26 protein-coding genes are annotated in these 25,356 nt (G+C 44.8%); 24 read left to right on the top strand and 2 right to left on the bottom strand.

Annotated features, from left to right (window positions below; translation table 11 throughout):
- Window positions 1-50: 50 nt before the first annotated feature.
- From MKY62_RS18895 to MKY62_RS18840, 12 genes are all read left to right on the top strand, one after another.
- Window positions 51-1,538 (top strand): N-acetylmuramoyl-L-alanine amidase, encoded by a 1,488-nt coding sequence (locus MKY62_RS18895; protein WP_011198357.1) that lies wholly within the window; start codon window positions 51-53, stop codon window positions 1,536-1,538.
- 231 nt (window positions 1,539-1,769) lie between these two features.
- Entirely contained in the window at window positions 1,770-2,429 is a 660-nt protein-coding gene (locus tag MKY62_RS18890) for an exopolysaccharide biosynthesis polyprenyl glycosylphosphotransferase (protein ID WP_003185754.1), read from the top strand.
- Window positions 2,430-2,452: 23 nt separating this feature from the next.
- On the top strand, window positions 2,453-3,892 hold the full coding sequence (locus MKY62_RS18885) for an MOP flippase family protein (RefSeq protein ID WP_003185752.1): 1,440 nt from the start codon (window positions 2,453-2,455) through the stop codon (window positions 3,890-3,892).
- A gap of 22 nt (window positions 3,893-3,914) precedes the next feature.
- A complete protein-coding gene (locus MKY62_RS18880; protein ID WP_003185750.1) occupies window positions 3,915-5,093 on the top strand; it encodes a glycosyltransferase family 4 protein in 1,179 nt (392 codons plus the stop codon).
- 197 nt (window positions 5,094-5,290) lie between these two features.
- Window positions 5,291-6,622 (top strand): UDP-glucose/GDP-mannose dehydrogenase family protein, encoded by a 1,332-nt coding sequence (locus MKY62_RS18875; RefSeq protein ID WP_085960457.1) that lies wholly within the window; start codon window positions 5,291-5,293, stop codon window positions 6,620-6,622.
- A 17-nt stretch (window positions 6,623-6,639) separates the two neighbouring features.
- Window positions 6,640-7,569, top strand: a complete 930-nt coding sequence (locus MKY62_RS18870) for an NAD-dependent epimerase/dehydratase family protein (protein WP_009329677.1) — start codon at window positions 6,640-6,642, stop codon at window positions 7,567-7,569.
- Between the two features lie 63 nt (window positions 7,570-7,632).
- Window positions 7,633-9,087: an O-antigen ligase family protein gene (locus MKY62_RS18865; RefSeq protein ID WP_009329676.1), complete on the top strand. Its 1,455-nt coding sequence runs from the start codon at window positions 7,633-7,635 to the stop codon at window positions 9,085-9,087.
- A gap of 41 nt (window positions 9,088-9,128) precedes the next feature.
- Window positions 9,129-9,803, top strand: coding sequence for a hypothetical protein (locus MKY62_RS18860; RefSeq protein WP_009329675.1), 675 nt, complete (start codon window positions 9,129-9,131; stop codon window positions 9,801-9,803).
- Window positions 9,804-9,832: 29 nt separating this feature from the next.
- A complete protein-coding gene (locus MKY62_RS18855) occupies window positions 9,833-10,591 on the top strand; it encodes a glycosyltransferase (protein WP_009329674.1) in 759 nt (252 codons plus the stop codon).
- Window positions 10,592-10,618: 27 nt separating this feature from the next.
- Window positions 10,619-11,800, top strand: a complete 1,182-nt coding sequence (locus MKY62_RS18850; protein WP_011198354.1) for a glycosyltransferase family 1 protein — start codon at window positions 10,619-10,621, stop codon at window positions 11,798-11,800.
- A gap of 130 nt (window positions 11,801-11,930) precedes the next feature.
- Window positions 11,931-12,995, top strand: a complete 1,065-nt coding sequence (locus MKY62_RS18845; RefSeq protein ID WP_003185739.1) for an MraY family glycosyltransferase — start codon at window positions 11,931-11,933, stop codon at window positions 12,993-12,995.
- Window positions 12,996-13,114: 119 nt separating this feature from the next.
- Window positions 13,115-13,489, top strand: coding sequence for a hypothetical protein (locus tag MKY62_RS18840; RefSeq protein WP_003185738.1), 375 nt, complete (start codon window positions 13,115-13,117; stop codon window positions 13,487-13,489).
- Window positions 13,490-13,573: 84 nt separating this feature from the next.
- Here the strand turns inward: MKY62_RS18840 and MKY62_RS18835 are convergent, their stop codons facing one another.
- Complete coding sequence (locus MKY62_RS18835; protein ID WP_003185737.1) at window positions 13,574-14,650, bottom strand: LCP family protein; 1,077 nt, start codon at window positions 14,648-14,650, stop codon at window positions 13,574-13,576.
- A gap of 14 nt (window positions 14,651-14,664) precedes the next feature.
- Complete coding sequence (locus MKY62_RS18830; protein ID WP_011198353.1) at window positions 14,665-15,303, bottom strand: YigZ family protein; 639 nt, start codon at window positions 15,301-15,303, stop codon at window positions 14,665-14,667.
- 213 nt (window positions 15,304-15,516) lie between these two features.
- On the opposite strand from MKY62_RS18830, the gene MKY62_RS18825 reads away from it, so the two are divergent.
- From MKY62_RS18825 to MKY62_RS18770, 12 genes are all read left to right on the top strand, one after another.
- Complete coding sequence (locus tag MKY62_RS18825) at window positions 15,517-16,674, top strand: histidine kinase (protein ID WP_003185733.1); 1,158 nt, start codon at window positions 15,517-15,519, stop codon at window positions 16,672-16,674.
- An 81-nt stretch (window positions 16,675-16,755) separates the two neighbouring features.
- Window positions 16,756-17,445, top strand: coding sequence for a two-component system response regulator DegU (gene degU, locus MKY62_RS18820; RefSeq protein WP_003185730.1), 690 nt, complete (start codon window positions 16,756-16,758; stop codon window positions 17,443-17,445).
- A 119-nt stretch (window positions 17,446-17,564) separates the two neighbouring features.
- Window positions 17,565-18,407, top strand: a complete 843-nt coding sequence (locus tag MKY62_RS18815) for a DegV family protein (protein ID WP_003185726.1) — start codon at window positions 17,565-17,567, stop codon at window positions 18,405-18,407.
- A 120-nt stretch (window positions 18,408-18,527) separates the two neighbouring features.
- Window positions 18,528-19,922 (top strand): DEAD/DEAH box helicase, encoded by a 1,395-nt coding sequence (locus MKY62_RS18810; RefSeq protein WP_003185720.1) that lies wholly within the window; start codon window positions 18,528-18,530, stop codon window positions 19,920-19,922.
- 54 nt (window positions 19,923-19,976) lie between these two features.
- Window positions 19,977-20,261, top strand: a complete 285-nt coding sequence (locus tag MKY62_RS18805; protein ID WP_003185718.1) for a competence protein ComFB — start codon at window positions 19,977-19,979, stop codon at window positions 20,259-20,261.
- Entirely contained in the window at window positions 20,218-20,952 is a 735-nt protein-coding gene (locus tag MKY62_RS18800; protein WP_011198352.1) for an amidophosphoribosyltransferase, read from the top strand. The genes MKY62_RS18805 and MKY62_RS18800 overlap by 44 nt, the downstream gene beginning before the upstream one ends.
- A gap of 58 nt (window positions 20,953-21,010) precedes the next feature.
- Complete coding sequence (locus MKY62_RS18795; RefSeq protein ID WP_003185715.1) at window positions 21,011-21,430, top strand: TIGR03826 family flagellar region protein; 420 nt, start codon at window positions 21,011-21,013, stop codon at window positions 21,428-21,430.
- Between the two features lie 79 nt (window positions 21,431-21,509).
- Window positions 21,510-21,776 (top strand): flagellar biosynthesis anti-sigma factor FlgM, encoded by a 267-nt coding sequence (gene flgM, locus MKY62_RS18790; RefSeq protein WP_003185713.1) that lies wholly within the window; start codon window positions 21,510-21,512, stop codon window positions 21,774-21,776.
- A gap of 18 nt (window positions 21,777-21,794) precedes the next feature.
- A complete protein-coding gene (locus MKY62_RS18785; RefSeq protein ID WP_003185711.1) occupies window positions 21,795-22,271 on the top strand; it encodes a flagellar protein FlgN in 477 nt (158 codons plus the stop codon).
- Between the two features lie 15 nt (window positions 22,272-22,286).
- Complete coding sequence (flgK, locus tag MKY62_RS18780) at window positions 22,287-23,810, top strand: flagellar hook-associated protein FlgK (RefSeq protein ID WP_003185709.1); 1,524 nt, start codon at window positions 22,287-22,289, stop codon at window positions 23,808-23,810.
- Window positions 23,811-23,820: 10 nt separating this feature from the next.
- Window positions 23,821-24,732 carry a flagellar hook-associated protein FlgL gene (gene flgL / locus MKY62_RS18775; RefSeq protein ID WP_003185705.1) on the top strand — a complete coding sequence of 304 codons (912 nt, stop codon included), beginning with the start codon at window positions 23,821-23,823 and terminating at the stop codon, window positions 24,730-24,732.
- Between the two features lie 49 nt (window positions 24,733-24,781).
- On the top strand, window positions 24,782-25,348 hold the full coding sequence (locus MKY62_RS18770) for a DUF6470 family protein (RefSeq protein WP_009329670.1): 567 nt from the start codon (window positions 24,782-24,784) through the stop codon (window positions 25,346-25,348).
- The last annotated feature ends 8 nt before the right edge of the window (window positions 25,349-25,356 follow it).

Below are 25,356 nucleotides of genomic sequence, written 5' to 3'. Positions count from 1 at the left end.
GTTCATGTTCAGGGGAAAACATAACATTTACATTTTTGGAGGTTATTTTTTTGAGGGTTTTTCTTAAAGCTGTACCTATGTTGTTGTTAGGGTTCTTTTTGTTTGTGCCTAATGTATTTGCGGCCAACTCTGTCACAAGATTAGACGGTGCAAACCGATATGAGGTTGCGGTGAACGTTTCCAAGCAGGGGTGGACAAGTGCAAGCACTGTGATTGTTGCAAATGGAAAGGCATATGCAGACGTCCTTTCAGCGACTCCATTTGCCTATCGAAACAACGCGCCTGTTCTATTAACGGAAGCGTCTAAACTGCCAACGGCCACTAAAAACCGAATCAGTCAATTAAAACCTAGCAAAGTGATCGTAATCGGCGGAACCGTCAGCGTTCAAAACGGTGTCGTAAGCGAGATCAAAAAGCTTGGTGTGTCATCTGTCGAACGCATCGGCGGAGCGAATCGCTACGAGGTTGCGGCGAATATTGCGAATAAGCTGCCGAGCAATTCGAAAGCTGTCATCGCAAACGGGACGGCCTATGCTGACAGCCTTGCGATCGGCGCATATGCCGCGAGAAACGGCATCCCGATTCTTTTAACATCGTCGAATTCCATACCGACAGCGACAAAAAATGCGATGAAGAGCAAAGGAACAACATCGACCATTGTCGTAGGCGGTGAAGTCAGCATCTCCAGCAGCGTTTACAAACAGCTTGCTTCTCCGACGCGGATCGGCGGCAGCAACCGCTATGAAGTCGCGGCCAATGTCGTCAAGAAATATTATTCTTCTGCCAAGAATGCAATCATCAGCAACGGCTATGCGTATGCCGACGGATTAACAGGATCTGTTCTGGCGGCTAAGCAAAACCGTCCGATGATGTTCACGAATGCATCATCTTTGCCGACACCGACAAGAGAAGTGATCGGTTCCAAAAACATGACGACGTTTACTGTGCTTGGCGGAACGGTTTCTCTTCAATCCAATGTCGTGTCACAGCTGAAGAATCCGATCGTCGGCAAAAAAATCTTCATTGATGCAGGGCACGGAGGTACAGACAGCGGTGCCGTCGGCAACGGTTTATATGAGAAAAGCGTGAACCTTGATGTTGCAAAATTAATTAATACGAAACTATCAAACGGCGGTGCTCTGCCAATTATGGCGAGAACGAACGACACTTACCTGACGCTCGCACAGCGCGTGTCAAAAGCGCAGTCAAATCATGCGGATTTGTTTGTCAGCATCCATGCAAACTCGGCAACGCCAGCTGCTTCCGGAACAGAAACCTACTATTATACAACATATGAATCTGCCAACAGCAAACGGCTGGCAACCGAGATTCAAAACCGTCTCTATGTTGCATTGAATACAAAAAACCGCGGTGTAAAGATCGGCAACTTCCATGTCATCAGGGAATCAAAAATGCCAAGCTGCCTTGTTGAACTTGCGTTTATCAGCAATGTAAGCGATGCGACAAAACTCAAAAGCTCGACTTACAAAGAAAAAGGCGCTAAAGCGATTTACGACGGAATCGTTGCTTACTATTAAAATATAAACAGAAAACTCGTTTTTCGAAAAATTGCCTATGCTGCCTTTGTTTTGTCTTTATTATATAGTATGATATTTTTGGTGAAATTAAAGATAAAACGGAGGCGGTGCATTTTTAACAAAAAATCAACGAATTTACTAATTTTAATAACTCCTTTACATTGTGTTTACGTTCGTATGCTACACTGACGAATAGATCAAACAGTAACATACTAATCGAGGTGTATGCTAGTGAGTATCGACAAAAGTTTAAGAATGTACAATGAATATTCAAGCCAGCAAACTTATTCCTGTGCTCTATCTAAAAAAGCAGTACGTTATTTATATATGAAACGGATAATGGATATCGTCCTTTCCTTGATTGGGCTCGCTCTTACACTGCCGTTTATTCTGCTGTTTTGTATATTAATCTGTATCGAAACACCGGGTTCTCCGTTATACCGGCAGGAACGCGTCGGAAAAGACGGGAAGCATTTCAAGGTGATCAAGCTGCGTTCTATGAGAATTGACGCAGAAAAATCCGGTGCGAAATGGGCTCAGAAGGATGATCCGCGCATCACTGCAGTCGGGTCTTTTATAAGAAGAACAAGAATCGATGAACTTCCGCAGTTGATCAATGTGCTGGCCGGAGACATGAGCATTGTGGGGCCAAGGCCTGAAAGACCGATGTTTACCGCTCAGTTTCACCACGAAATTCCGGGATTTAAAAACCGCTTAATCGTTAAGCCGGGTTTAACGGGACTTGCGCAGGTGAACGGAGGCTATGATATCAGTCCGAGAGAAAAATTGGTGCACGATCTGTATTACATTCGGAATTTAACGTTTCTTCTCGATTTGAAGGTTATGCTGAAAACGATTAAAGTAGTATTGACTGGCGAAGGAGCCAGATAATACGAGGAAGTTAGGAATATGCTATGTCTACCATTACGAAACAAATATTAAGCGGTGCAAAATGGACAAGTGTTTCAACTTTGATCGTCACGGTCATTCAAATTATACAGTTTGCACTGCTCGGCAATATCATGACAATTGCCGAATTCGGTTTGGTCGGAATGCTGACCACCGTAACGATTTTCACACAAATTGTACTCGATATGGGATTCGGGGCCGCTTTAATTCAAAAGGAGAACATCAGTGAACGCCAATTATCGACCTTGTATTGGCTGAATATCCTAACGGGCATCCTTTTGTTTATCGGCCTCTTTTTCCTGAGTCCGTTCATCGCAGACTTTTATCAGCGGGACGAACTTGTTTTTCTAGTGCGGATTTTGGCCGTCATGTTTTTAATCGCCCCGGTCGGCCAGCAGTATCAATATATGCTGCAAAAAGATCTGAAGTTTAATGTGCTGAGCAAAATAGAAGCGGGAGTCACCGTTTTGTCTTTTGTGCTCCTGCTCGTTTTGGTTTTTCTGATGGATCCGATTGTGGCCTATGCATTGTCACAAGTTTTTCTTAATTCGGTTAAAGGCATCATGTTTTTTGCTGTATATTTAAAAAAATGGCGTCCTTCTTTCGTCTTTGCATTGGGGGAAGTGAAAGAATTTTTCTCGTTCGGCGCGTTTCAGCTTGCTTCAAGGCTTGTAAACAGGCTTGGCGCCAATATCGACATGATTTTAATCGGGCGGTTTCTCGGTGCGGAAGCATTGGGAATCTATAACCTGGCGTATCAGATTATTACGATTCCCGTATTAAAAATCAATCCGATCGTAACAAGGGTAGCGTTTCCTGTCTTCTCAAAGAATCAAGGGGACAACCAAACGCTGCGCGAAGGCTTTTTAAATATGACAAAGCTTCTCGCGCTGATTTCATTCCCGCTCCTGATCGGACTGACGACTGTTTCAGATTTATTTGTTGAAGTCGTCTTCGGAGAAAAATGGCTGCAGGCCGTACCGGTTCTGAACATCCTCGCGATTGTCGGGCTGCTCAGGGTTCTGATGAATCCGAACGGATCGGTTTTGCTGGCGAAGGGGCGAGCAGACCTGGCATTTTATTGGGACAGCGGGATCATGCTCCTTTATGGGCTGTCTCTTTACGCGGCGGTATTAACGAATGATTTGACGATCACCGCCTGGACATATGCAGCGATCAGCCTGGTCAATTTCTTTATCGGCAGATGGCTGCTCAAATATGTCATCCAGCTGAAGCTGGGCGAATATTTCAGAACCGTTGGAAAACCGCTGGCCTTGACGCTGCTCATGGCATTGCTGGCTCTTGTCTTGAGCGTCGGCAGCAGACATCTGCTTCACGGCGCCATGCTTCAGCTGGCAGTTTCCGTCGGGATCAGCGGGATTTTTTACGGTTTTCTGGTCGGCAAATTTTATCGGCGGGCTATGAGGGCCCAATTAGGAAGATGACAGCAGAAAGGGCGGTTCATCATTGAAGGTTCTTTGGATTACCAGCGTTTATCCAAGCAGTCAAAGGCCGGGAGAAGGCGTTTTTCATGAAACACAGGTTCAGGCGCTGCAGATGCAGGGCGTTGATGTGACGGTCATATGTCCATTGCCTGTGAATCCTGCTCCTCTCAGGCTGCTGAAAAAAAAATACCGTCAAGTGCGAACAGTCCCGGAATATGAAGAAAGAAAAGGCATCCCGGTTTACAGGCCGCCGTATACGGCTTTGCCTGGACAGCTAAAATGGGCTCAGCCGCATCGCCGGATCGCAAAGTCTGTATTGAGGACGATCGAGAAGCACGGGCTTGCGCCGGATCTTATCCATGCCCATTTCGCGATGCCATCCGGGGGTGCCGCTGCCGTTGTTTCACAGAAGCTGAAGGTTCCTTATGTTCTGACTTTGCACGGAAGCGATGTCAATATTTATCCCCATTACAGCAAAGGCGCTTTTCGAGCATTTGAAACAGCTGTGCATTCCGCAGCAAAAGTATTGGCTGTCAGCGAAGCGCTGAAAGCCAAAACGAAAGAAATGACCGGTGCTGAAAGCTCGGTGCTTCCTATTGGAGTCAACCTGGACCGGTTTCAAAAGCCCTCCGCTTCAACACTTGAATTGAGGGAGAAACTCGGCCTGCCGCAAGACAAAAAGTTGCTGACGTTCGTCGGCCGCTTGGTGAAGGGAAAGGGAGTAGCCGAGCTGGCAGAAGCGGTCAGGCAGCTTGATGACAGCTACAGAGCTGTATTCATCGGCGACGGACCGGAGAAGCAGAACATCCGTCAAATCGCCGGTGAAAAAGCAGTATTGACGGGGCAGGTCGCAAACCATGAGATATCAGAATATCTGGCTGCATCAGATCTGTTTGTGCTCCCTTCGTATTCTGAAGGGATGCCGACTGTTGTCATTGAAGCGCTCGCTCTCAAGGTTCCGGTGCTTTGTACGGCGGTCGGGGGGGTTCCGTCTTTATTCGGAAAGCATGAACACCTTCTGATCAAGCCGCACTCGGCTTCCAGCATAACAGAAGCTGTCAAGGGATATTTGGAAGGCGGCAATTGGCAAGAAGCCATCGCTGAAGAGCTGTATCAAACGGTGCACGAGGATTATGACGCCTTTAAAAATGCCGGAAAGCTGCTGGATGTGTATGGGGATGTTGTCAAGAACAAAAATTAAGTTGGGGTCTGTCGGTTAATATGCGTATGAATGTTGAATATAATACTGTTTAAACCCATTTATTTGCGTCTAAGCTAATAAAAATAAGGATTGGGAAAACGAAAAACCCAGATTTTTTCAATAGAAAGAGATAAAGATCATTACCTAAATCAAGCTATTGGATTTGAAGGGTCAGCTGAAAGAAGGGAATGATAATGTTGAAAAGAATCGCTGTCATTGGAACGGGATATGTCGGGCTGGTGTCTGGAACTTGTTTTGCCGAAGTGGGAAACTCGGTTGTCTGCTGCGATATTGATGCTGAAAAAATAAGAGGACTCTCAGCCGGAGTGATGCCGATTTATGAAAACGGCCTAAAAGAACTTGTGGATAAAAACGTAAACGAAAATCGCTTATTTTTCTCTACTGATATTCCAAAAGCGATTGAAGAAGCTGAGATTATTTATATTGCAGTCGGTACACCGATGTCGGAAACAGGGGAAGCGGATCTGACATTTGTTAAATCCGTTGCCGAAATGATCGGGAAGCACCTGAACGGCTATAAAGTCATCGTCAACAAAAGCACTGTCCCTGTTGGAACAGGAAAGCTCGTACAAGCCATTATAGAACGCAATTCAAAAGGGGAATTCCCTTTCGACGTCGTGTCGAATCCGGAATTCCTTCGTGAAGGAACAGCTATTTACGATACGATGAATATGGAAAGAGCAGTCATCGGCGCGACAAGCGAAAAGGCTGCTGCCATTATTGAAGAGCTTCATAAGCCATTTCAAACGAAAATCGTCAAGTCTAACCTTGAAAGTGCAGAAATGATTAAATACGCTGCAAATGCATTTTTGGCTACAAAGATCTCGTTCATTAATGATATCGCGAATATTTGCGAAAGGGTCGGAGCTGATGTATCCAAGGTGTCTGAAGGCGTCGGACTCGACAGGAGAATCGGCAGTAAATTTTTAAAAGCCGGAATCGGCTTTGGCGGCTCTTGCTTCCCTAAAGACACGATGGCTTTATTGCAAATCGCGAAGTCAGTCGGTTATCCTTTTAAATTGATTGAAGCTGTCATCGAGACGAATCAAAAGCAGCGCGCCCACATTGTGCAAAAGCTCCTTGATGTGTTCGGCGATTTAAACGGCATGACCATTTCGGTTCTTGGGCTGGCATTCAAGCCGAATACTAACGATATGCGCTCGGCGCCGTCTCTGGATGTCATTCCGATGCTGAGAAGCCTCGGTGCTAAAGTCAAAGCGTTTGATCCGATTGCTGTACCTGAAGCAGAAAAGCTTCTCGGCGATCAAGCCGTTTACAGCGAAGATCTGTATGAGACGATTCAGGATACGGATGCGTGCGTCATATTGACGGAGTGGCCGGAAGTACAGAACATGGATATTGCCAAACTTAAGTCTGCTTTGAAAAACCCCGTCTTAATCGATGGAAGAAATATATTTGAAATTGAACAAATGAGAAACGAAGGCATGATCTACCATTCAATCGGACGGCCGGAAGTACAGGGAGAAGGAATCCTGACCAACGTATAAACAACGGGGGGATAACAATGGAAAAAGTACTAGTGACAGGCGGATGCGGATTTATCGGCTCGCATATTGCTGAACAGCTTCTAAAAGAAAATTACCGGGTTTCAATTCTTGATAATTTAACTACGGGACACCGCTCCAACATTGACGGTCTCCCAATTGACTTTTATGAGCAGGATATCACGAAGCCGGAAGTCATCGACGTCATCAAAAGCATTGATCCCGATTATATTGTTCATTTAGCTGCACAAGTAAGCGTAGCGGAGTCTGTCAGCGATTTTTTAAATGATGAAAACATCAATATCAGAGGATCGCTCCATATCATTAAAGCAGCTGGTGAATGCAATGTGAAAAAGATCGTCTTTGCATCATCAGCGGCTGTTTATGGAAATCCGGATTACCTGCCTGTCGACACCCGTCACCAAACAAACCCAGGCTCACCCTACGGGCTGACGAAGCTTACAGTGGAGAACTATTTAAAACTGGCTTATGATCTATATGGAACCGAGTATTGCATTTTGCGGTACAGCAACGTGTACGGGCCGCGCCAGGATGCAAAAGGAGAGGGCGGCGTTGTATCGATTTTCTCCGATTTGCTGACCAGCGGCAAGGCTCCGGTAATTTTTGGAGACGGAGAACAATCACGCGATTTTATTTATGTCGGTGATGTAGCTTGTGCCAACGTAAAGGCGCTAAAAGCTCAATCAAACGTTTGTTTAAATGTTTCAAACGGCTTTTCCATCACGGTCAATGAGCTGTTTACAGAGATGAAAAAAGCGACGAACTCTGAGCTTTCTCCGATTTATCAAGATGAACGGCCGGGGGATATCCGCCACAGCACACTGTGTAATGAAGAAACAAAGAAAATCTTAAACTGGGAACCAAAAATGCCGCTTGCTGAAGGACTGGAAAAGACCATTTCATATTATAAAAAAGAAATGAATACGTAAATCACTGGCTGCTGGCTGATGTCGGCAGCCCTTTTCCAGAAAGAAGCGGAAGGAGGGGGAAAAATGAGTCTCAAACGTTCCGCGGTCAATGTTCTGGTTTGGCTCGCCGCATTGACCGCAGGGTTAGCATTCGTTGTATTGGCCCAGTCCAATGCAAAAAAAATCTTGCTGGCGTGTCTAATTTTGATTGCGCTGGCTGTGATCGTTGTGCTCCGGAAGTATTTGTCGTCCGAGCAATTGCTGATGCCCGTATTATATCTGCTCATCGCTGCAACTTTTGCCAACAATGCTTTTTTTGCGATTAAATTGGGCTTTTTCAGCCTGTTTCCATATCGAATACTTCTGATTCTGGCAGGATTCTTATTCATAGCGGAAATGTTGAAAGGCAGCCAGCACCTTGAAAAGTGGAAGCAGGTGCATGTCAAAGGCATTCTGATGTTTTTCGCGTTTTGGTTCTGCTATGGACTGATTTCGCTGCTATGGGTCAAGTCTGCCACTGATGGCATAAAATATCTGTTCCTATTGGCAATGGGAATGTTTTTGGTTTTTCTGGTTGTCATGTTTTTTCAAAAAATGGATCGTATTCTCGCGTTTTATTACATATGGCTTGTCATGACCGTATTTTTAATGGTCATCGGGTTTTACAATCACTTTACGTTAAACCACCTGCCGAGCTCGACCCTTTATAACGGGCCGCACTATAAACAGCACTATCCGACATCCGTTTTTTTCAACCAGAATGACTTTGCGACATTTCTGTCCATCAGCTTTTTCTTTTATTTATCTTTTTTCAAAAACATTAAAAACAGCTACTTAAAAATAGCGGGGCTGCTCCTTGCGTTCTGTTCGGCATACTTGATTTTCCTGACTGGATCAAGAGCCAGCATCCTGGGGGTCATAGCCGGCCTTGCCGTTTATGTGTTCATTTTGCTGCCGAAGGTGCTTAAAAAATGGGCGCTCATCGCCGCAGCTGCAGGATGTATCGCTTTTGTCACACTGTTTGCAGGAAAGATTACCGGAGCTTTTTATACATACTTTTTGGCTCCGCAAACCGCACACGATTTCAGCGAGCCGCTGCCATCCAATGTCGCCAGGGCGAATTTGTTGAAAAACGCCGGGCATTATGTGCTGGATACTTACGGATTTGGCGTCGGCGCCGGCAATGTGCCATATTATTTGGAGCATCATGCACTGTTCGATACGGACCGGGTCGTGGAGGTTCATAACTGGCTCGTTGAGATCATGACGAATTTTGGAGTGGTGATGATGCTCGGTTATTTAACGATGTACATTTATTTAATAACCGTGCTTTACAGATATTATAAAAGATCGCTTGGAAGACGGCCAAAGCTTCTTATTGAAGGTTTGACAGCCGCGCTCGTCGCCTTCCTTGTGTCAAGCATCAGTCCGAGTTCCGTCTCGAATTTATATTTCCATTGGGTGTTCCTCGCGCTTGTGATTGCGACGGTTAATACCTTTAGAGTCTGCGGAACGGATGAAACCGAACAGTATAGGTGATTTTTGAAAATCGAATTTAAAAACAGGGAGAAATTCATGTGATGAATTTAATCAAACGTATTGCTGGTAGAGTGAAAAAGTTTATTGTGGCGATTATTGCGCTTCCTCTTATTCTTGGTCTTGTCGGCTATTTTATGCCGAAGGGAAGCGTTGCTCCATCTAATTACACGGCTACTGTAACGATATCAACCGGGAACTATGGAGAAGCGAAGTACAACAATGCAAAGCAAGTGCCGCTGCTGTTGAAAAACGAAGCTTTTTTAAAGGACATTTTCCCGGATATGCCGGAAGAGGATCTGGCGCAATTGAAAGACGATCTGGCGATTGAAATCAGAACGGATTCACTTTTCAACTTAAGCTACACAGGGCCTGATAAACAGGAAACATTGGATACTTTAGGAAAAATTAAAGATGCCTATATGAAAGGCGATAAGGCGCTGTTCTCAAAAAGAGAAGAAGTCATTGAAAAGAATATTAAGGCGCTTGAAGACGAAACAGTCAGCGCTGATTCCAAAGTTGACAAACAGCGGTTTTTGTATGAGCTTGAAACAAGCAAGCTTGATATGAAGGCTGCTGAAGAAATTGAGCCGTTGATCGTGCTTGATAACCAGGCTGCCGGCATGTCGCCTAAGAAAAGAGCGGTGCTGGGCGTACTGATCGGTTTAGCGCTGTCATTTTTTATCATTGTCATTCCGGAAGTTTTCAGAGAACGTTAAATTTTTAATTGGGGATGTGGATCAGGACCATGACGAGGCAAAAACCTTTAATCTCTGTCATTACGCCTTCCTATAACGCGGAGGAATTTATCGAAAAAACCATTAAGTCCGTCTTAAATCAGACGTTTTCCGACTGGGAAATGATCATTGCCGATGATTGCTCAACAGATGGGACAAGAGACATTTTGAAGCGCTATGAAGAAGATGATGAGCGGATCCATGCCATTTTTCTGAAAGAGAATCAAGGTGCTGCAGCGGCGCGAAATGCGGCGCTCAGCAAAGCCGAAGGGCGCTATGTCGCCTTTTTGGACAGCGATGATGTTTGGAAAGCAGAAAAGCTGGATAAGCAGCTCGCCTTCATGAGAAAGCATCAGCATGCTTTCTCATTTACGGCATACGAGCTGATCAGCCAAGACGGCGAACCGCTTCATAAAACCATTCATGCACCCGTAAGCCTTACATATGATGATGTATTAAAAAATACGATCATCGGCTGCTTGACGGTGATGATTGACAGAGAACAAACGGGTGATATCCGGATGCCGAATATTAGAACCCGCCAGGATTTGGCGACATGGCTGTCCGTATTAAAGCGGGGGTTCAAGGCATATGGACTGAACGAACCCCTCGCGGAATACCGCATCGTTGAAACATCGATCTCCAGAAACAAGTGGAAGGCGGCGCGAAAAACCTGGTACGTATACAGGGAAATCGAACGACTTCACTTGATGAAAGCGACATGGTGCTTTTTCCATTACGCTAAGAACGCAGTAATGAAAAGATTATAACGGCATTGACAGAAAAGGTGATTGAAAGTGAAAGCAGATCAATTCATACACGTCATAGTAGCGACAGGTGAATGGGGGCAGGATCAGCTAAGATACAGAAGGCACCGCCTTGCTGAGTTTTTAGCAGGCCGCAAGGAGACGAAGGAAGTCATTTGGGTTTGTCCGTCTGAAAATCCTTCCCGTGAGACTTTTACATTGCTTGACAACGGAATCAAGCAATTTGCAGTCAAAGATTTTTTGAAAAAGAAAATATTCAGGTTTGCCCGCTACAAAGATGTTTTCTATCAAAGCAAGCTGAAGCCGCTGCTTGACCGGCTGAAAGAAGACGTTCAGGGAGAAAAGGTGTGCTTATGGTACACCTTCCCCGGCTTTCCGCTGCTGTCGTCGCTTTATCAATGGGATCAGGTCATCTATGACTGCAGCGACCTGTGGGCGGCCCCGATCAGCGGTAGCCAAAGCCTTGTCTCAGGATTCAGGCAAAAGGTCATTTTTGAAGCTGAAGGCAGAATCATCAAAGCTGCTGATACGATTTTTTGCACTTCCGAATACTTGCAACAAAATGTAGCAGACCGGCTTCAAGGAGAGACAAAGCCGGTTTTTACAATCGAAAACGGTGTGGAGTACAGCTTGTTTGCAGAAAATATGCAAAAAGCGGATGTATTGAAGGGAAGGGAAGGAACCGTCCTCGGCTTTATCGGAGGAATCAAGCCGAAGCTCGATTTTAAGCTCGTCAAAGAAGCTGCCAGAACAAAAAAAGAGTGGACATTTTTATTTGTCGGTCCTGACGGGACAAACGGAGACGAAGATTTTAAAGCGCTTCTTGAAGAAGATAATGTCATCTGGACGGGCCCCGCTGCGCCGTCAGAAGTACCAGCTTATATGAATGTAGTGGATATCGGTATCATGCCGTATAAACCGTCGCCATATAACAATGCGGTATTTCCTTTAAAGCTGTTTGAATTTTTGGCTGCCGGAAAGCCTGTCGCAGGTATGAACCTCCCTTCAACGGAAAAGGTTGAACAGGAACACGTTTACCGTCATTTAACAGGAAACGACCCCGCTGAATTTACAGCGGTTTGTGAAGAGCTGGAGCTTGCGCATGATGATGTTTCCCATGTGGAACTGCGCAGAAAGATCGCACGTGAAAGAGACTGGCATCATCTATTTTTAATGATGCTTGATAAATTGAACTTGAATAAGGATGCATAATTTGCGGCGGGGGATATTAATTCGTGATGTTTCTTTTGGCTGGAGCTTGTTATAATAAATAATGAAATTGTATAATGAAAAGGTATGATCTTTTATACGACCAGACTTCATTTAAAAAGGAGACTTCCTTATGTCTTATGAACGCACTGTAATTGCGTTTTTTGTCTCTCTCATTACTGTTTTAATTATTACTCCGCTTGTCAAACGTCTAGCAATCAAATCCGGGGTCGTGGATCAGCCGGATAAACGAAAGATACATGATAAAGTAATGCCGAGAATGGGCGGTTTAGCCATTTTTATAGGAGTATTGACCGGTTCGTTTGCCGGCGGCCTTTATGAAAACAGAATAACAGCAATTACACTCGGTGCTTTTATGATCGTAATTTTAGGCATTGTAGATGACAAATACAATTTAAGCGCGAGAATTAAATTTATCGTACAAGTATTAGTAGCCTGCATCATCGTCAGTACAGGCTTGAAAATGGAATTTTTATCGATTCCGTTTTGGGATCTTCGCTTTGATTTGGGGTGGCTCGCATACCCGTTGACGATTTTGTGGATCGTCGGGATCACCAATGCCATCAATTTAATCGACGGATTGGACGGACTGGCTGCGGGTATATCCGTCATCGGCCTCTCGACGATTGCCGTCATGGCGTTTTCTGCCGATAAAATCTTGATCTTCTCTTTGTCGCTGGTAGTCATCGGAAGCACGGTCGGCTTTCTGTTCTACAACTTCCACCCGGCGAAAATTTTTATGGGAGACACGGGCTCGCTGTTTTTGGGCTATGTGATCTCGGTTCTGTCGCTGCTGGGGCTGTATAAAAGCGTGACTCTGTTCAGCGTCGTCATCCCGATTATTATATTAGGAGTGCCGATATTTGACACGACATTTGCGATCATCAGGCGGATTTTAAACAAGCAGCCGATTTCGGCTCCCGATAAATCGCATATTCACCACAGGCTGATGGCCTTCGGCCTGTCCCATCGGAAAGCCGTTATCGTCATTTATTTAATCGGCGTCGTCTTCAGCCTGAGCGCCATTCTTTTAAAAACCGCAACCCTATGGGTGTCCATCTTCATCATCTTCGGCTTAATACTGTTCATGCAGATCATCGCAGAGGTGACAGGCCTTGTAAATGAGCAGTACAAGCCTTTTACGAAGTTTTACAGGCGGATGGTGAAGAGGAATTAATGAACGCAAAAAACCCCTGGTTTCCAGGGGTTTTATTTTTACCGCATTTCCGGAAGTATCATAAGCGGGTTTTTAATAATGGCTGAATAACTAAAACTTTATGAAAAGGAGGGTTATTTATGGATGATCATTACCTTGGACAAATCGAACAAATAGTGAAAGCATTGTATAAATCCTGGTCTTCAGATTCAAGTTCAAAATGGAGTAAGGATAACCCTGCCAAGGGACAATGCGGCGTAACCGCGCTAGTCGTAAATGATATATTAGGTGGAGAAATAAAGAAAACAAAGCTGCCTGAAGGGTGGCATTTTTATAATTTTGTCAATGGTAAAAGATATGATTTAACGGTTTCTCAATTCAAAGAAGACATCCTGTATATGGATATTCCCTCAAATAGAGACGAGGCATTCTCAGATACCAGCGAAAAACAGTATAATTATTTAAAGCATAGTATGATCAATCATTTGCCTTGTTCAAATAGTAAGTTACGCTAGCTTAAAAAGAAAGGGGAACCCTAAATATATAAAGAGTTCCCCTTCAATTTATTCATTTATGAATTTAACATTCAACAGAGCCGATCAATAAGAAGCAGCAGACGATTCAGCTGAGCTGTCCGCACCGTCAGCGGTTGCGGAAGATTCAGACGATGTTCCGCTCGAATCGGCAGCTGAGTCCGGGTACAAATGATGGGTCAATTCATTTTGCACGTTTTCCAGGTTTTGCTGGTCAGGCTCAAAGTAGTAAACATTTGCAATCGTAAGATCCTGTCCTGTGATGTTTAATGTTTTGATATCATCGCCGGCAAAGCCGCTGTAAATTTGTTGAAGCGCCAGCGCCTGCGTGATTCTAAAATTCGTCTGAATGTTTTTGCTTGCTTTTTGGGCAATTGTATCAATTTTAGCGAGGTTTTGCGGTTTTGAGATTTGATCAAGAGCGGCTTTTAAAATTTGCTTCTGTCTGTCGTTTCTCCCGAAGTCTCCACGCTTATCCTGTTTTCTCATCCTTGCGTAGGCAAGAGCTTCCTCACCATTTAGATGCATATTTCCTTTTTTAAAATAGATTCTCTTCGATTTGGAGACATCGCTTTTTTCGCTAAAGTCAAACGGCACATCGACATCGATTCCGCCGATTTCATCGATGACATCTTTAAACCCGTCAAAATCGACCGTTGCATAGTAGTCGATCGGGATTCCGAGGAAATCCTCAACCGTCTCAATTGTTTCATCCTTGCCGCCTTTTGCATAGGCCGCATTAATTTTTGTTTTTGTGCCGGTTGTGTCGCTGGCCAAATGAACCCTTGTGTCCCGCGGAATGCTCAGCATTTTCATCGACTTCTTTTTAGGATCGAGCGTCACGACAATCAGGGAATCCGTCCGGCCGTGCTCGCCGTTTGTCGAATAATCTTCAACCCCCATAAAAAGAATCGAGAACGGCTTTTTTTGAATATCAACAACATCGTCCCTGAGCTTCGACTTCTCTCCGCGTTCAAGCTCATCATAAGTGCCGTCAGCCGCGGAAATCGTGTTTATAATTTTATATATGCCCACTCCGCCGACTGCGAGAAGTGCGAGCAGCATAAGGACTATAAACCGTTTAATCAGCCTTCTCTTTTTATTCTTTTTTTTCCGCACTTTCACTTTAATACGCTCAGCCATAAGATGATTCTCCTTTAATTATTAAAAGCTTCTTCCAAATAGACTTGAATGCCTTCTCTATTCTCACTCTTGCCATTTGTTAATTCGGTTATCCATTCCGTAAATGCCTGTTTTTCGCTTTCCTTGACATACGTTTCAAATTCGACATCGTCTGCATAGTGAACGTCTTTTATTTGATAAGGGGACTCGCGAAGCTCGTTTTCAAGCTTGCCGATCCATGTATAGTTCACAGTGGTGTGCATGACCCGCATCAGCTTTAGTTCGACAACGCCGACATGGTTCAGCCCCTCTGACACGGATTTTCCGTAAGCCCTTATCAATCCTCCTGCGCCGAGTTTAATGCCGCCGAAATATCTCGTCACAACGGCGCATGTATCTTTAAGGTTGCGTTTCTTCAAAACTTCAAGCATCGGTACGCCCGCTGTCCCGCTCGGTTCTCCGTCGTCATTCGCTTTTTGAATTTGATCATTTTCTCCTATGACGTAAGCCGAGCAATTATGCGTCGCATTCCAATGCTGCTTTTTTATGTGGTTGATAAAGTTCTGTGCTTCTTCTTCAGTACTGACGCGGCTCAAGTGGCATATAAACCGGGATTTTTCAATCACGATTTCATGGGTCCCTTCACCTGCAACAGTCAGATAGCTTTGCAGCATGCCTGCTTACCTCCTGACAAGCCTGCGGCTGTTCTCCTAAAAATCGAACAGACTTAGAATTTTGGCGCGTATTTTGTTATGATTAAATAGAAATGGATCGGTAACCATAAAAAAACCAGAATACGCATTCTTTCATTATAATTCGACACGAATTTCAGTTCAATGAAATTTATGATAAAACTAAATGACAATGCTGTTACGGAGGGAAAATGGGTGAGCGTTTCCAAAATGGACTCCAAAGTTTTAGATTCAATCATTATGAAGATGTTAAAAACGGTTGACGGGAGCAAGGATGAAGTCTTTCAAATCGGAGAGCAGTCCCGCCAGCAATACGAAGGCTTGGTAGAAGAGCTGAAACAGATTAAACAGCAGGTCAACGAAGTCATCGATCTTGGAGACAGGCTGGAAGTGCATGCCCGCCATGCGCGGAACCGCTTGTCAGAGGTCAGCAGAAACTTTCATAAATTCAGTGAAGAAGAGATTCGCGAAGCTTATGAAAAAGCCCACAAACTGCAGGTTGAACTGACAATGATCCAGCAGCGGGAAAAGCAGCTGAGAGAGAAGCGTGATGATCTGGAACGGCGCCTTTTGGGGCTTCAGGAAATCATCGAGCGTTCAGAAGGGCTTGTCAGTCAGATTACCGTCGTCTTAAACTACTTAAATCAGGATCTGCGCCAGGTCGGCGTTCTCCTTGAAGATGCGCAGGCCAAGCAGGATTTCGGACTGCGGATTATCGAAGCCCAGGAGGAAGAAAGAAAAAGGGTCTCAAGGGAAATTCACGACGGTCCTGCGCAAATGCTGGCCAACGTTATGATGAGATCTGAACTGATCGAACGCATCTTCAGAGACAAAGGAACAGAAGAAGGCTTTCAGGAAATTAAAAACCTCCGGCAAAACGTCAGAAATGCTCTTTATGAAGTCAGAAGAATCATTTATGATTTAAGGCCGATGGCTTTAGACGATTTGGGATTGATACCGACGCTCAGAAAATACTTGAACACGATCGAAGATTATCATGGAAAAGCAAAGATTCATTTCCAATGCATCGGAGAATCCGAAGAAAGAAGAATAGCACCGCGGTTTGAGGTTGCACTATTCCGGCTTGCACAGGAAGCGGTGACAAACGCCTTAAAACACTCCGAATCAACTGAAATTCATGTTAAAGTAGAAGTGACAAAAGATTTTGTGACGCTGATTATCAAAGACAATGGAAACGGCTTTGACTTAAAAGAAGTAAAAGGCAAGAAGAACAAATCTTTCGGTCTGCTAGGTATGAAAGAAAGAGTCGATTTGCTCGAAGGCTCAATGACAATCGATTCGAAAATAGGTCTTGGGACATTTATATTGATTAAAGTTCCACTGTCTTTGTAAAGATAATTGTAAAATAGAGACAAAAGACATATTGACCATAAAAGCGGTGTGTTTAACAATGAGAATGGGGAGGCGTAGCTTGTGACTAAAGTAAATATTGTAATTATTGACGATCATCAGTTATTCCGTGAAGGTGTCAAACGGATTTTGGATTTCGAACCTACCTTTGAGGTAGTGGCCGAAGGAGACGACGGAGATGAAGCGGCTCGCATTGTCGAGCACTACCATCCTGATGTTGTTATCATGGATATTAATATGCCGAATGTGAACGGAGTAGAAGCGACAAAACAACTGGTCGACTTGTATCCGGAATCAAAGGTTATTATTTTATCCATCCATGATGACGAAAACTATGTTACACATGCATTAAAAACAGGAGCCCGGGGCTATCTGCTGAAAGAAATGGATGCCGATACGCTGATCGAAGCCGTGAAAGTAGTAGCTGAAGGCGGATCTTATCTGCATCCTAAGGTTACACACAATCTTGTGAATGAATTCCGCCGTCTTGCAACAAGCGGTGTATCATCTCACGCTCAGCATGAGGTGTATCCGGAAATCCGGAGACCTCTTCACATTCTCACAAGAAGGGAATGCGAGGTACTGCAGATGCTGGCGGATGGAAAAAGCAACCGCGGAATCGGCGAATCATTATTTATCAGTGAAAAAACGGTTAAAAACCATGTCAGCAACATCCTTCAAAAAATGAATGTAAACGACAGAACGCAGGCTGTTGTTGTAGCCATTAAAAACGGCTGGGTAGAAATGAGATAAAGATGGACTTGCCATAAGGCAGGTCTTTTCTTTTGGCAGAAAATTAAACTTTATAATGAAAAAAGCTGCTTTTTCTTTTAGAATAGAAAAGAGTATCTTTCATAAGGAAGGTTTATTTCATGAAAACAGCAGTAGTAACAGACAGTACGGCATATATACCTAAAGACCTGCGTGACCGCTACAATATTCATATGATACCTCTCAATGTGATCTTTGGAGAGACTTCATACAGGGAAGAGATCGATATGAGCTGGAAGGACTATTACAAAGAAGTAAAAGCCCACGAAAATCTCCCGACGACTTCCCAGCCCGCCTACGGCGAGTTGATTTCTCTCTATGAAAAACTCGGTGAAACATATGACGCGGTCATCAGCATCCACCTTTCCAGCGGCATCAGCGGAACATTCAACAGCGCTGTATCAGCAAGCGGTATGCTTGAAGGAATTAAAGTGTATCCGTTTGATTCGGAAATCAGCTGCATGGCTCAGGGTTTTTATGCGATCGAGGCGGCTGAGATGGCGGAAAAAGGAGCGGCTCCTGAGGAAATCATCCGCCACTTGGATCATATGAAAACCTCGATGAGGGCTTATTTTATGGTTGACGACCTTTCACATTTGCAAAGGGGAGGACGTCTGAGCGGCGCCCAGGCTTTTGTCGGAAGCCTTTTAAAAGTAAAGCCGATCTTGCATTTTGAGAACAAGCTGATCGTTCCCTACGAGAAAATCCGGACGAGAAAAAAAGCGATGAACCGTTTATTTGAGCTTTTTGGCGAAGATGCCGAGAAAGGAAAGCCGCTGAGAGCGGTTGTGATTCATGCCAACCGTGAAGAAGAAGCCGATCAAATAATCGAAGAATTGTCGAAGCAATATGCACATGTCGAATTTTATAAAAGCTATTTCGGGCCTGTGATCGGCACTCACCTTGGTGAAGGAGCGATGGGTATCGCCTGGTATACAGTATAAAAGCCAATCTCCGTTTTGCAAAACGGAGATTTTTTTTTCAACTGTTTTGAAGGGAGATTTTTAGATTTTGACTGTTTTACAAGAAACCATGGATGATAGATACTAAATGGCAGATTGGAGGTGATTCACATCGAACAACCGGCATTCTATACCCGTGAATTGCGGTCATGTTTGGAGCAGCGCCACCTTCTGAAAAGCGAACTTCCTTTTCGTGAATCCGTCGTTGATTGGCATATCCAAGAAGGCTTGATAAAAACGGAGGAAGGTATTAAAAAAACGAAGAAAGGCTTTATTTGTTTGAGGTGCGGCCAGCACGAACGCTCATTTTTCGCCCGGTATCCTTGCTATCGGTGCAGTAAATGCTGCGTGTACTGCCGATCCTGCGTCATGATGGGCAGGGTGAGCGATTGTACGCCTCTGTTGACTTGGCACATGCATGTCAGCCATAAATGGGCGCCTGTTCATACGGAGTGGAAAGGCGCGCTTTCAGCAGGTCAGGAGAAAGCGGCCAAATCCATTATCAATGCTATACGAAGAAAAGAAGAACTGTTGGTCTGGGCGGTTTGCGGGTCGGGGAAAACAGAACTTCTCTTTCAAGGGATCGAATTCGCGCTGAACAACGGCTTGACAGTATGTATCGCTACTCCGAGAACCGATGTCGTACTCGAGCTTGCTCCGCGGTTTCGCCAAGCCTTTCCAGGGGTGGAAATTGCCGCTTTGTACGGAGGAAGCTCAGACGTTGGGAATCTCTCGCCGCTTATCATTTCAACTACCCACCAGCTGCTCCGCTATAAAGAAGCATTTGACGTGATCATCATAGATGAGGTGGATGCTTTTCCGTATTCTATTGATAACACGCTGCAATACGCTGTTAAAAAATCGGCAAAACGGCAAAGCGCTCACATCTATTTAACTGCCACGCCTTCAGCAGATATGAAAAAAAGGGCTGAGAGCGGAAAGCTGGACACCGTCCGTATTCCCGCGAGATTCCACCGCAGCCCCTTGCCTGAACCTACATTGATTTGGTGCGGAAATTGGAAAAAGAGTTTGAAACGAAGAAAAGTTCCTTTTCGCCTCAAAAAATGGCTTTTTAAGCACCAAGAACTGCAGCAACCGGTTTTTTTATTCGTTCCCTCTGTCCCTGTTCTTAAATCTGTGGTCAGTGTGCTGAAAAAGGAAACATTTCGCGCTGAAGGAGTTTATGCCGATGACCCTGACAGAAATGAAAAAGTGAACCGGTTTAGGGAAAGTAAGCTTGAGGTGCTCGTGACAACAACGATTTTGGAAAGAGGAGTGACCGTCAAAAAAGCGCAGGTTGGAGTATTGGGGGCAGAGTCGGCGGTTTTTACCGAAAGCGCCCTCGTCCAAATGGCGGGAAGAGCCGGCAGGCATCCCGAGCACACAGATGGAGACGTCTGTTTCTTTCATTACGGCAGGACAAAGTCGATGAATGCGGCACGACGTCATATTCAAAACATGAATAAAATGTCTAAAAAGGAAATGTTGATTGACTAGTCTGATATTCATGGTAAAGTATACCTATGAATATAAAATGAGGAGCGGTGCCGGATGCTAGTCAACGCCAAAGAAGCTGTTTTGGAAGAGTTGTTTGATCAGTATATCGATCAGCTGCACATGAGCTGTACGTGCAGCAGGTGCAGGGAGGATGTGCTCGCCTTGGCTTTAAATGCAGTAAAACCGCAATATGTAACAGATCAGTCGAAGCTGGCTTACATAAAAGCAGAGCTCGTTGACAAACAAAAGAATACATCAATGCTTGTCACCTTGGCTGAAGCTGCCAGAAAGGTGAATGAAAACCCGCTTTGCGCAAGCAATCGAAGAGGGAGGGAATAAACTGAATTGTTTAATTTGTGCAGCGCCTCTTTTACATTCTCTCTCATGGCATTCTTTTTTCTTTTTACGATCAGAAGAGAAAATATGCAGGGAATGTAAAGAGAACTTTATCGAGATCAAAGGAACCGTATGCCCTAAGTGCGGACGGCCACAGGGGAGCGAAGAGCTGTGCGGTGACTGCGCAAAATGGGAGGCCAATCCGTTAACCCGCTCTCTTTTGAGGCAAAACCGCTCTGTTTATCTCTACAATACTTTCATGAAAGAAGTCCTTGCCCGTTTTAAGTTCAGAGGTGATGCTGAACTGGTCTTCGCTTTTGCCCCTTCATTTATCAGCGCTTTTCAACAATACTTCCGCCGCAGCCCGTCTGTTTTAGTTCCGATACCTCTCAGTGAAGAACGTAAAGCGGAGAGGGGATTTAATCAGGCGGAGCGTCTTGCTTCCTTATTACAAATACCCGTTATTCATCCCTTGATCAGAATCGAAAATGAAAAACAATCCAAAAAAAGCAGGAAAGAGCGAATTAAGCCAAAAACCGTTTTTAGAACCGAAAAGGGGTCAGTAAAGAATCTGGATGTCATATTGATTGACGACTTGTATACGACAGGAGCGACCCTTCATCATGCCGCTGATTGCCTGATGACATCCGGAGAAGCAAAATCTGTATCATCATATACATTAATTAGAAGCTAAATCATTTTTCTTCCCTGCCGATATAAAAAATAGAATTTAAGGATAGGGGTCAAAGTTTATGAGTCAATTGGCGAATTGTCCAAGATGTAACGCATTGTTTATGAAAAGCAGTTTTCAAACCGTTTGCGCTTCATGCTTGAAAGAAGAAGAGCGCGCGTATGAAATTGTTTATAAATTTCTGAAAAAACAGGAAAACCGGCAGTCCACGATGTTTCAGATCGTAGAAAAAACAGGTGTCGAAGAAGAGTTAATATTGAAGTTTATTAGACAGAAACGCATTCAAATCTCTAATTTCCCGAATCTCGGCTATCCGTGCGAAAGGTGCGGCACGCTTATTCGGGAAGGACGTTATTGCATGTCATGCGAGCAGGATTTGGCATCGCAAATGAGTCAATTAGACCAGCTGGAGCAGCTTGAAAGAGAGAGAAATAATAGTTCTAAAGGCACGTACTATACCTTTAAGCCCAAAAATGACTGATTCCCTAAACTAACTTGAAGCTCAGACGATAAAATGAGTATGATCATAGATAACTATGGCGGAAAGTGAGAGGAATCCCATGAAGATCAACCAATATGGAACACAACCTGTTAATCCTTATCATAAATCATTTGAAAAACAAACAGCTTCTTCACAGGGAGCAGCCCAGCCGGAAGACAAAGTTGAGATTTCCGCGAAAGCAAAGGAGCTGCAAAAAGGCCCTGATTTAATGAAGGAGCGTCAGGAGAAAATTGCCCAGCTGAAAGCAGCCGTGGAGAATGGAACGTACAAAGTTGACGGCAAAGGCATAGCTGAAAAAATGGTCAATTTTTATAAACAGCAATAAAAGGAGGAAGTCAGTTCAGTGAAACGGGTGATTGAAGAGCTGGAGCGCTTATGCGTGCTGCATGAACATCTGCTGTCTCTGTCGGAACAAAAAACGGAGGCGCTGAAGACGAACGAAATAAAGGCACTTTCAGAAATCGTGACGAAAGAACAAAAGTATGTGCAGGCCATTGAACAAACGGAGCAGTCCCGCATTGAAGCAACTAAAAGCTGTATCGGCAGCTCGGACGCGACGATCAGCGCATGTATCAGCAAAGCTGCGGGCGGCGAGAAAAAGGTGCTGGAACAGCTGTATGCCAAGCTCTCACAGCTCGTCACCCGTTTGAAGGATGTGAACGATTTGAACAAGCAGCTGACTTTTCAGTCGCTTCAATTTATCTCGCTTACATTTGATATGCTCCTTCCGAATGAAGGCGGTTCGAATTACGGAAAAGAGCAGCAGCCAAACCAGACAGGCGGGGTGAAACGGCTTTCTTTATTCGATTCAAAAGCTTAGAACGGAGTGAAAAAGATGACAAATCCAACTTTTTTAGGGCTGGAAATCGCAAAAAGAGGCTTGTCCGCGCAGCAATCAGCTCTGAGCGTGACAGCAAACAATATATCCAACGCCAATACCGAAGGGTATTCAAGACAGCGTGTTACATTTAAAGCATCAACCCCTTATCCGTCCGTATCAAGAGACTCTGTCGGACTTGCAGGCCAGATGGGTACAGGCGTTGAAATCGGTTCGGTTGAAAGGGTTAGGGACAGCTTTCTGGACTATCAATACAGGACGCAGAATACAAAGGCCGGCTATTACAATGCAAAAGTGGACGCTTTTAACCAAATGGAAGGGATTATGAATGAACTGAACGACACCGGACTAAACAAAGTTCTGAATTCATTCTGGAATTCCATTCAGGAATTGACGAACAACGCCCACGAACCGAGCGCTGCTTCTGTTGTTGCGCAAAAAGGGCAGGCGGTCGCCGATACATTTAACACTCTGTATGAATCGCTGACAACCGTTCAATCAAATTTAGGCGACCAGATTGATCAAAATGTGATGACGATTAACTCGCTTTTGTCCCAGCTGAACAGCTTGAACGAGCAAATCGCCAAAGTCGAGCCGAACGGCTATCTCCCGAACGATTTGTACGATAAGCGTGATCAGCTCCTTGATGAACTGTCTTCAATGGTTAATATCAAAGTCAGCTATGCGAAAACCGGCGGCAATCCACTCGCAACCGCTGAAGGCATTGTGTCAATAGAAGTCCTTGACGTAAACGGCCAGTCTCTGGGCAAGGTTCTTGACGGGCCAAACTTCACGACTGAAACTGTCAAAGTGAATTACGACAACGATACAGGCCTTGTGACGGGCGTTTCCCTCGGCGGGACGGACATCGGCATCGATTCGTTTACTAGCAAAGGGTCCCTGCTCGGTTTAATCGAATCTTACGGATATATGTCAAACGGTGAAGAAAAAGGTTTGTATCCCGAAATGCTCGCAGATCTGGATACGATGGCGCTTGCTTTTGCGAAAGAGTTTAATGCAGTCCATCAAAGCGGGTTTACTTCATCGGGAGAACCGGGAGGCATTTTCTTTGAATTTACCGGAGGAGAGGCTGAGCCTGCAAAGGGAGCCGCCGGCAAAATCAAAGTAGCCGATGAGATCATGAATTCAAAAGGCGATAAAGTCGCCGCATCGCTGAATGGTGAAGCGAGCGACAACGCCAACGCGACAAATCTCGCTAATGTCTTCACCAAGAAAATTCAAATCGGTGACAAAACGACGACCGTTTTAGACTATTACGCAGGCATCATCGGTGAAATGGGCGTAAAAGCTCAGGAAACAAACAGACTGGCCAAAAATACAGAAACGCTTGTAAACACTGCTGAATTGAACAGACAGTCTGTTAGCGCCGTATCATTAGACGAAGAAATGTCGAACATGATCCAATTCCAGCATGCTTATAACGCGGCTGCGAGAATGATTACGCTGCAGGACGAAGTCCTCGATAAGATTATTAACGGCATGGGTGTCGTGGGAAGGTAGGTAGAGATTCATGCGGGTAACCCAAGGGATGATTGCAAAAAATTCTTTGCGCTACATCAATTCAAGCTATGGAAAACTGGATAAGCTTCAATCCCAGATTTCTTCGGGAAAAAAGATCACAAAGGCATCCGACGATCCCGTCGTCGCGATGAAAAGCCTGAAGTACAATACACAGCTGTCCCAGGTTAAACAATATCAAAGCAATGCCTCGCAAGCTTTTACATGGCTTGAAAACACGGAAACGAACATTACAGAAGGCATTGATATCATGGCGAAAATCAGGGAGCTGACCGTTAAGGCTCAAAACAGTACAAACGGCAAGGATGAATTAAATGCGATCGGGGTCGAAATCGGCCAACTGAAAGACCAGCTGATTCAGATCGCCAATACGCAGGTCAACGGCCGCTACCTTTTTAACGGAACGAACTCTGACGTCGCTCCGATCACAAAAAACGCCGATGGTACTTACACATACAATTTTGAAAACTATACAAGCAGCTCTGACGTTCTCATCAATGTTTCGCCAAACGCAACCTTAAATGTAAACTCAAATCCGATTTCGGCTTTCGGCGGACAATCAAGCAGCGGACAAAACGTCTTTGAAATGATTGAGTCTCTCGAAAATGCCTTAAAAGCGGGAACAATGGAAGGAATGGAAAACGCCCTTTCAGACATTGACCAGTTCTCCAATCAGATGAGCAATGAGCGGTCTGATATCGGAGCGCGCTACAACCGGCTCGAATTGATCAATGCGCGGCTGAGCGAACAGGAAGAGACGGCGACAAAGGTATTGTCAGACAACGAAGATGTTGAGCTTGAGGAGATCATTACTGAATTTATTACACAGCAATCGGTTCACAGAGCTGCACTTGCCGTAAATGCGAAAATCGTTCAGCCGACACTGGTTGACTTTTTAAGATAAAAGCAACTCTATCCGAGTTGCTTTTTTTCAGCAAAAGGAGGATATCATAATGGAGATGCCTAGGCTGATCATGCAAAATATCCCCGGCCGCATCGGTTTAACAACGACGCCGCCAGATTTGAAAATGGAACAGCCGCGCGCTGACTTGAAAATCGAGCAGCCGCCGGCCGAACTGAAGATTACAACCACCCCTTCAAAGCTCACGATTGACCAGACAAAAGCTTGGGAAGACTTAGAAAGAAAGCATATATTTAAAAGGATTGAAGAAGGGGCGCAGCAGGGCTATCAGGATTGGCTCGCCGGAATGGCACGGACCGCTGAAGAAGGAGACGAAATGATGCGGATCGAAATCGAAGGCAATCCGCTTGCAGACCAGGCGAGGCGGAACAGCGAGCCTGAACCGATTCAAATCGGCGTTCATTTTACGCCGTCATTTGACAGGGTGAAAATCGCATACGAACCGGCTAAAGTGAACATTGAAGCGACGCCGCGCAAGCCTATCATCGAAGCAACGCCGAATAAACCGGTTGTTAACTATACGCCGGGCAGTGTGAAGGTTGACATGCTCCAATATCCGGAGGTAAAAATAGATGTGGAATACCCAAAACAAAAGTAATTCAGCAA

The sequence above is a fragment of the Bacillus sp. FSL R7-0646 genome (assembly GCF_037969865.1).
GTDB classification, from domain to species: Bacteria; Bacillota; Bacilli; order Bacillales; family Bacillaceae; genus Bacillus; species Bacillus licheniformis.
Note: the sequence above shows the minus strand (reverse complement) of the source record. Positions and strands in the feature narration are given on the sequence as shown.

Excerpts from the sequence above, each read along its gene's own strand:
- MKY62_RS18885 (WP_003185752.1), top strand. The coding sequence starts at position 2,453 with ATGTCTACCATTACGAAACAAATATTAAGCGGTGCAAAATGGACAAGT.
- MKY62_RS18870 (WP_009329677.1), top strand. The coding sequence starts at position 6,640 with ATGGAAAAAGTACTAGTGACAGGCGGATGCGGATTTATCGGCTCGCAT.
- MKY62_RS18865 (WP_009329676.1), top strand. The coding sequence starts at position 7,633 with ATGAGTCTCAAACGTTCCGCGGTCAATGTTCTGGTTTGGCTCGCCGCA.
- MKY62_RS18860 (WP_009329675.1), top strand. The coding sequence starts at position 9,129 with ATGAATTTAATCAAACGTATTGCTGGTAGAGTGAAAAAGTTTATTGTG.
- MKY62_RS18855 (WP_009329674.1), top strand. The coding sequence starts at position 9,833 with ATGACGAGGCAAAAACCTTTAATCTCTGTCATTACGCCTTCCTATAAC.
- MKY62_RS18845 (WP_003185739.1), top strand. The coding sequence starts at position 11,931 with ATGTCTTATGAACGCACTGTAATTGCGTTTTTTGTCTCTCTCATTACT.
- MKY62_RS18840 (WP_003185738.1), top strand. The coding sequence starts at position 13,115 with ATGGATGATCATTACCTTGGACAAATCGAACAAATAGTGAAAGCATTG.
- MKY62_RS18835 (WP_003185737.1), bottom strand. The coding sequence starts at position 14,650 with ATGGCTGAGCGTATTAAAGTGAAAGTGCGGAAAAAAAAGAATAAAAAG.
- MKY62_RS18830 (WP_011198353.1), bottom strand. The coding sequence starts at position 15,303 with ATGCTGCAAAGCTATCTGACTGTTGCAGGTGAAGGGACCCATGAAATC.
- MKY62_RS18815 (WP_003185726.1), top strand. The coding sequence starts at position 17,565 with ATGAAAACAGCAGTAGTAACAGACAGTACGGCATATATACCTAAAGAC.
- MKY62_RS18805 (WP_003185718.1), top strand. The coding sequence starts at position 19,977 with ATGCTAGTCAACGCCAAAGAAGCTGTTTTGGAAGAGTTGTTTGATCAG.
- MKY62_RS18800 (WP_011198352.1), top strand. The coding sequence starts at position 20,218 with ATGAAAACCCGCTTTGCGCAAGCAATCGAAGAGGGAGGGAATAAACTG.
- MKY62_RS18795 (WP_003185715.1), top strand. The coding sequence starts at position 21,011 with ATGAGTCAATTGGCGAATTGTCCAAGATGTAACGCATTGTTTATGAAA.
- flgM (WP_003185713.1), top strand. The coding sequence starts at position 21,510 with ATGAAGATCAACCAATATGGAACACAACCTGTTAATCCTTATCATAAA.
- flgK (WP_003185709.1), top strand. The coding sequence starts at position 22,287 with ATGACAAATCCAACTTTTTTAGGGCTGGAAATCGCAAAAAGAGGCTTG.
- flgL (WP_003185705.1), top strand. The coding sequence starts at position 23,821 with ATGCGGGTAACCCAAGGGATGATTGCAAAAAATTCTTTGCGCTACATC.
- MKY62_RS18770 (WP_009329670.1), top strand. The coding sequence starts at position 24,782 with ATGGAGATGCCTAGGCTGATCATGCAAAATATCCCCGGCCGCATCGGT.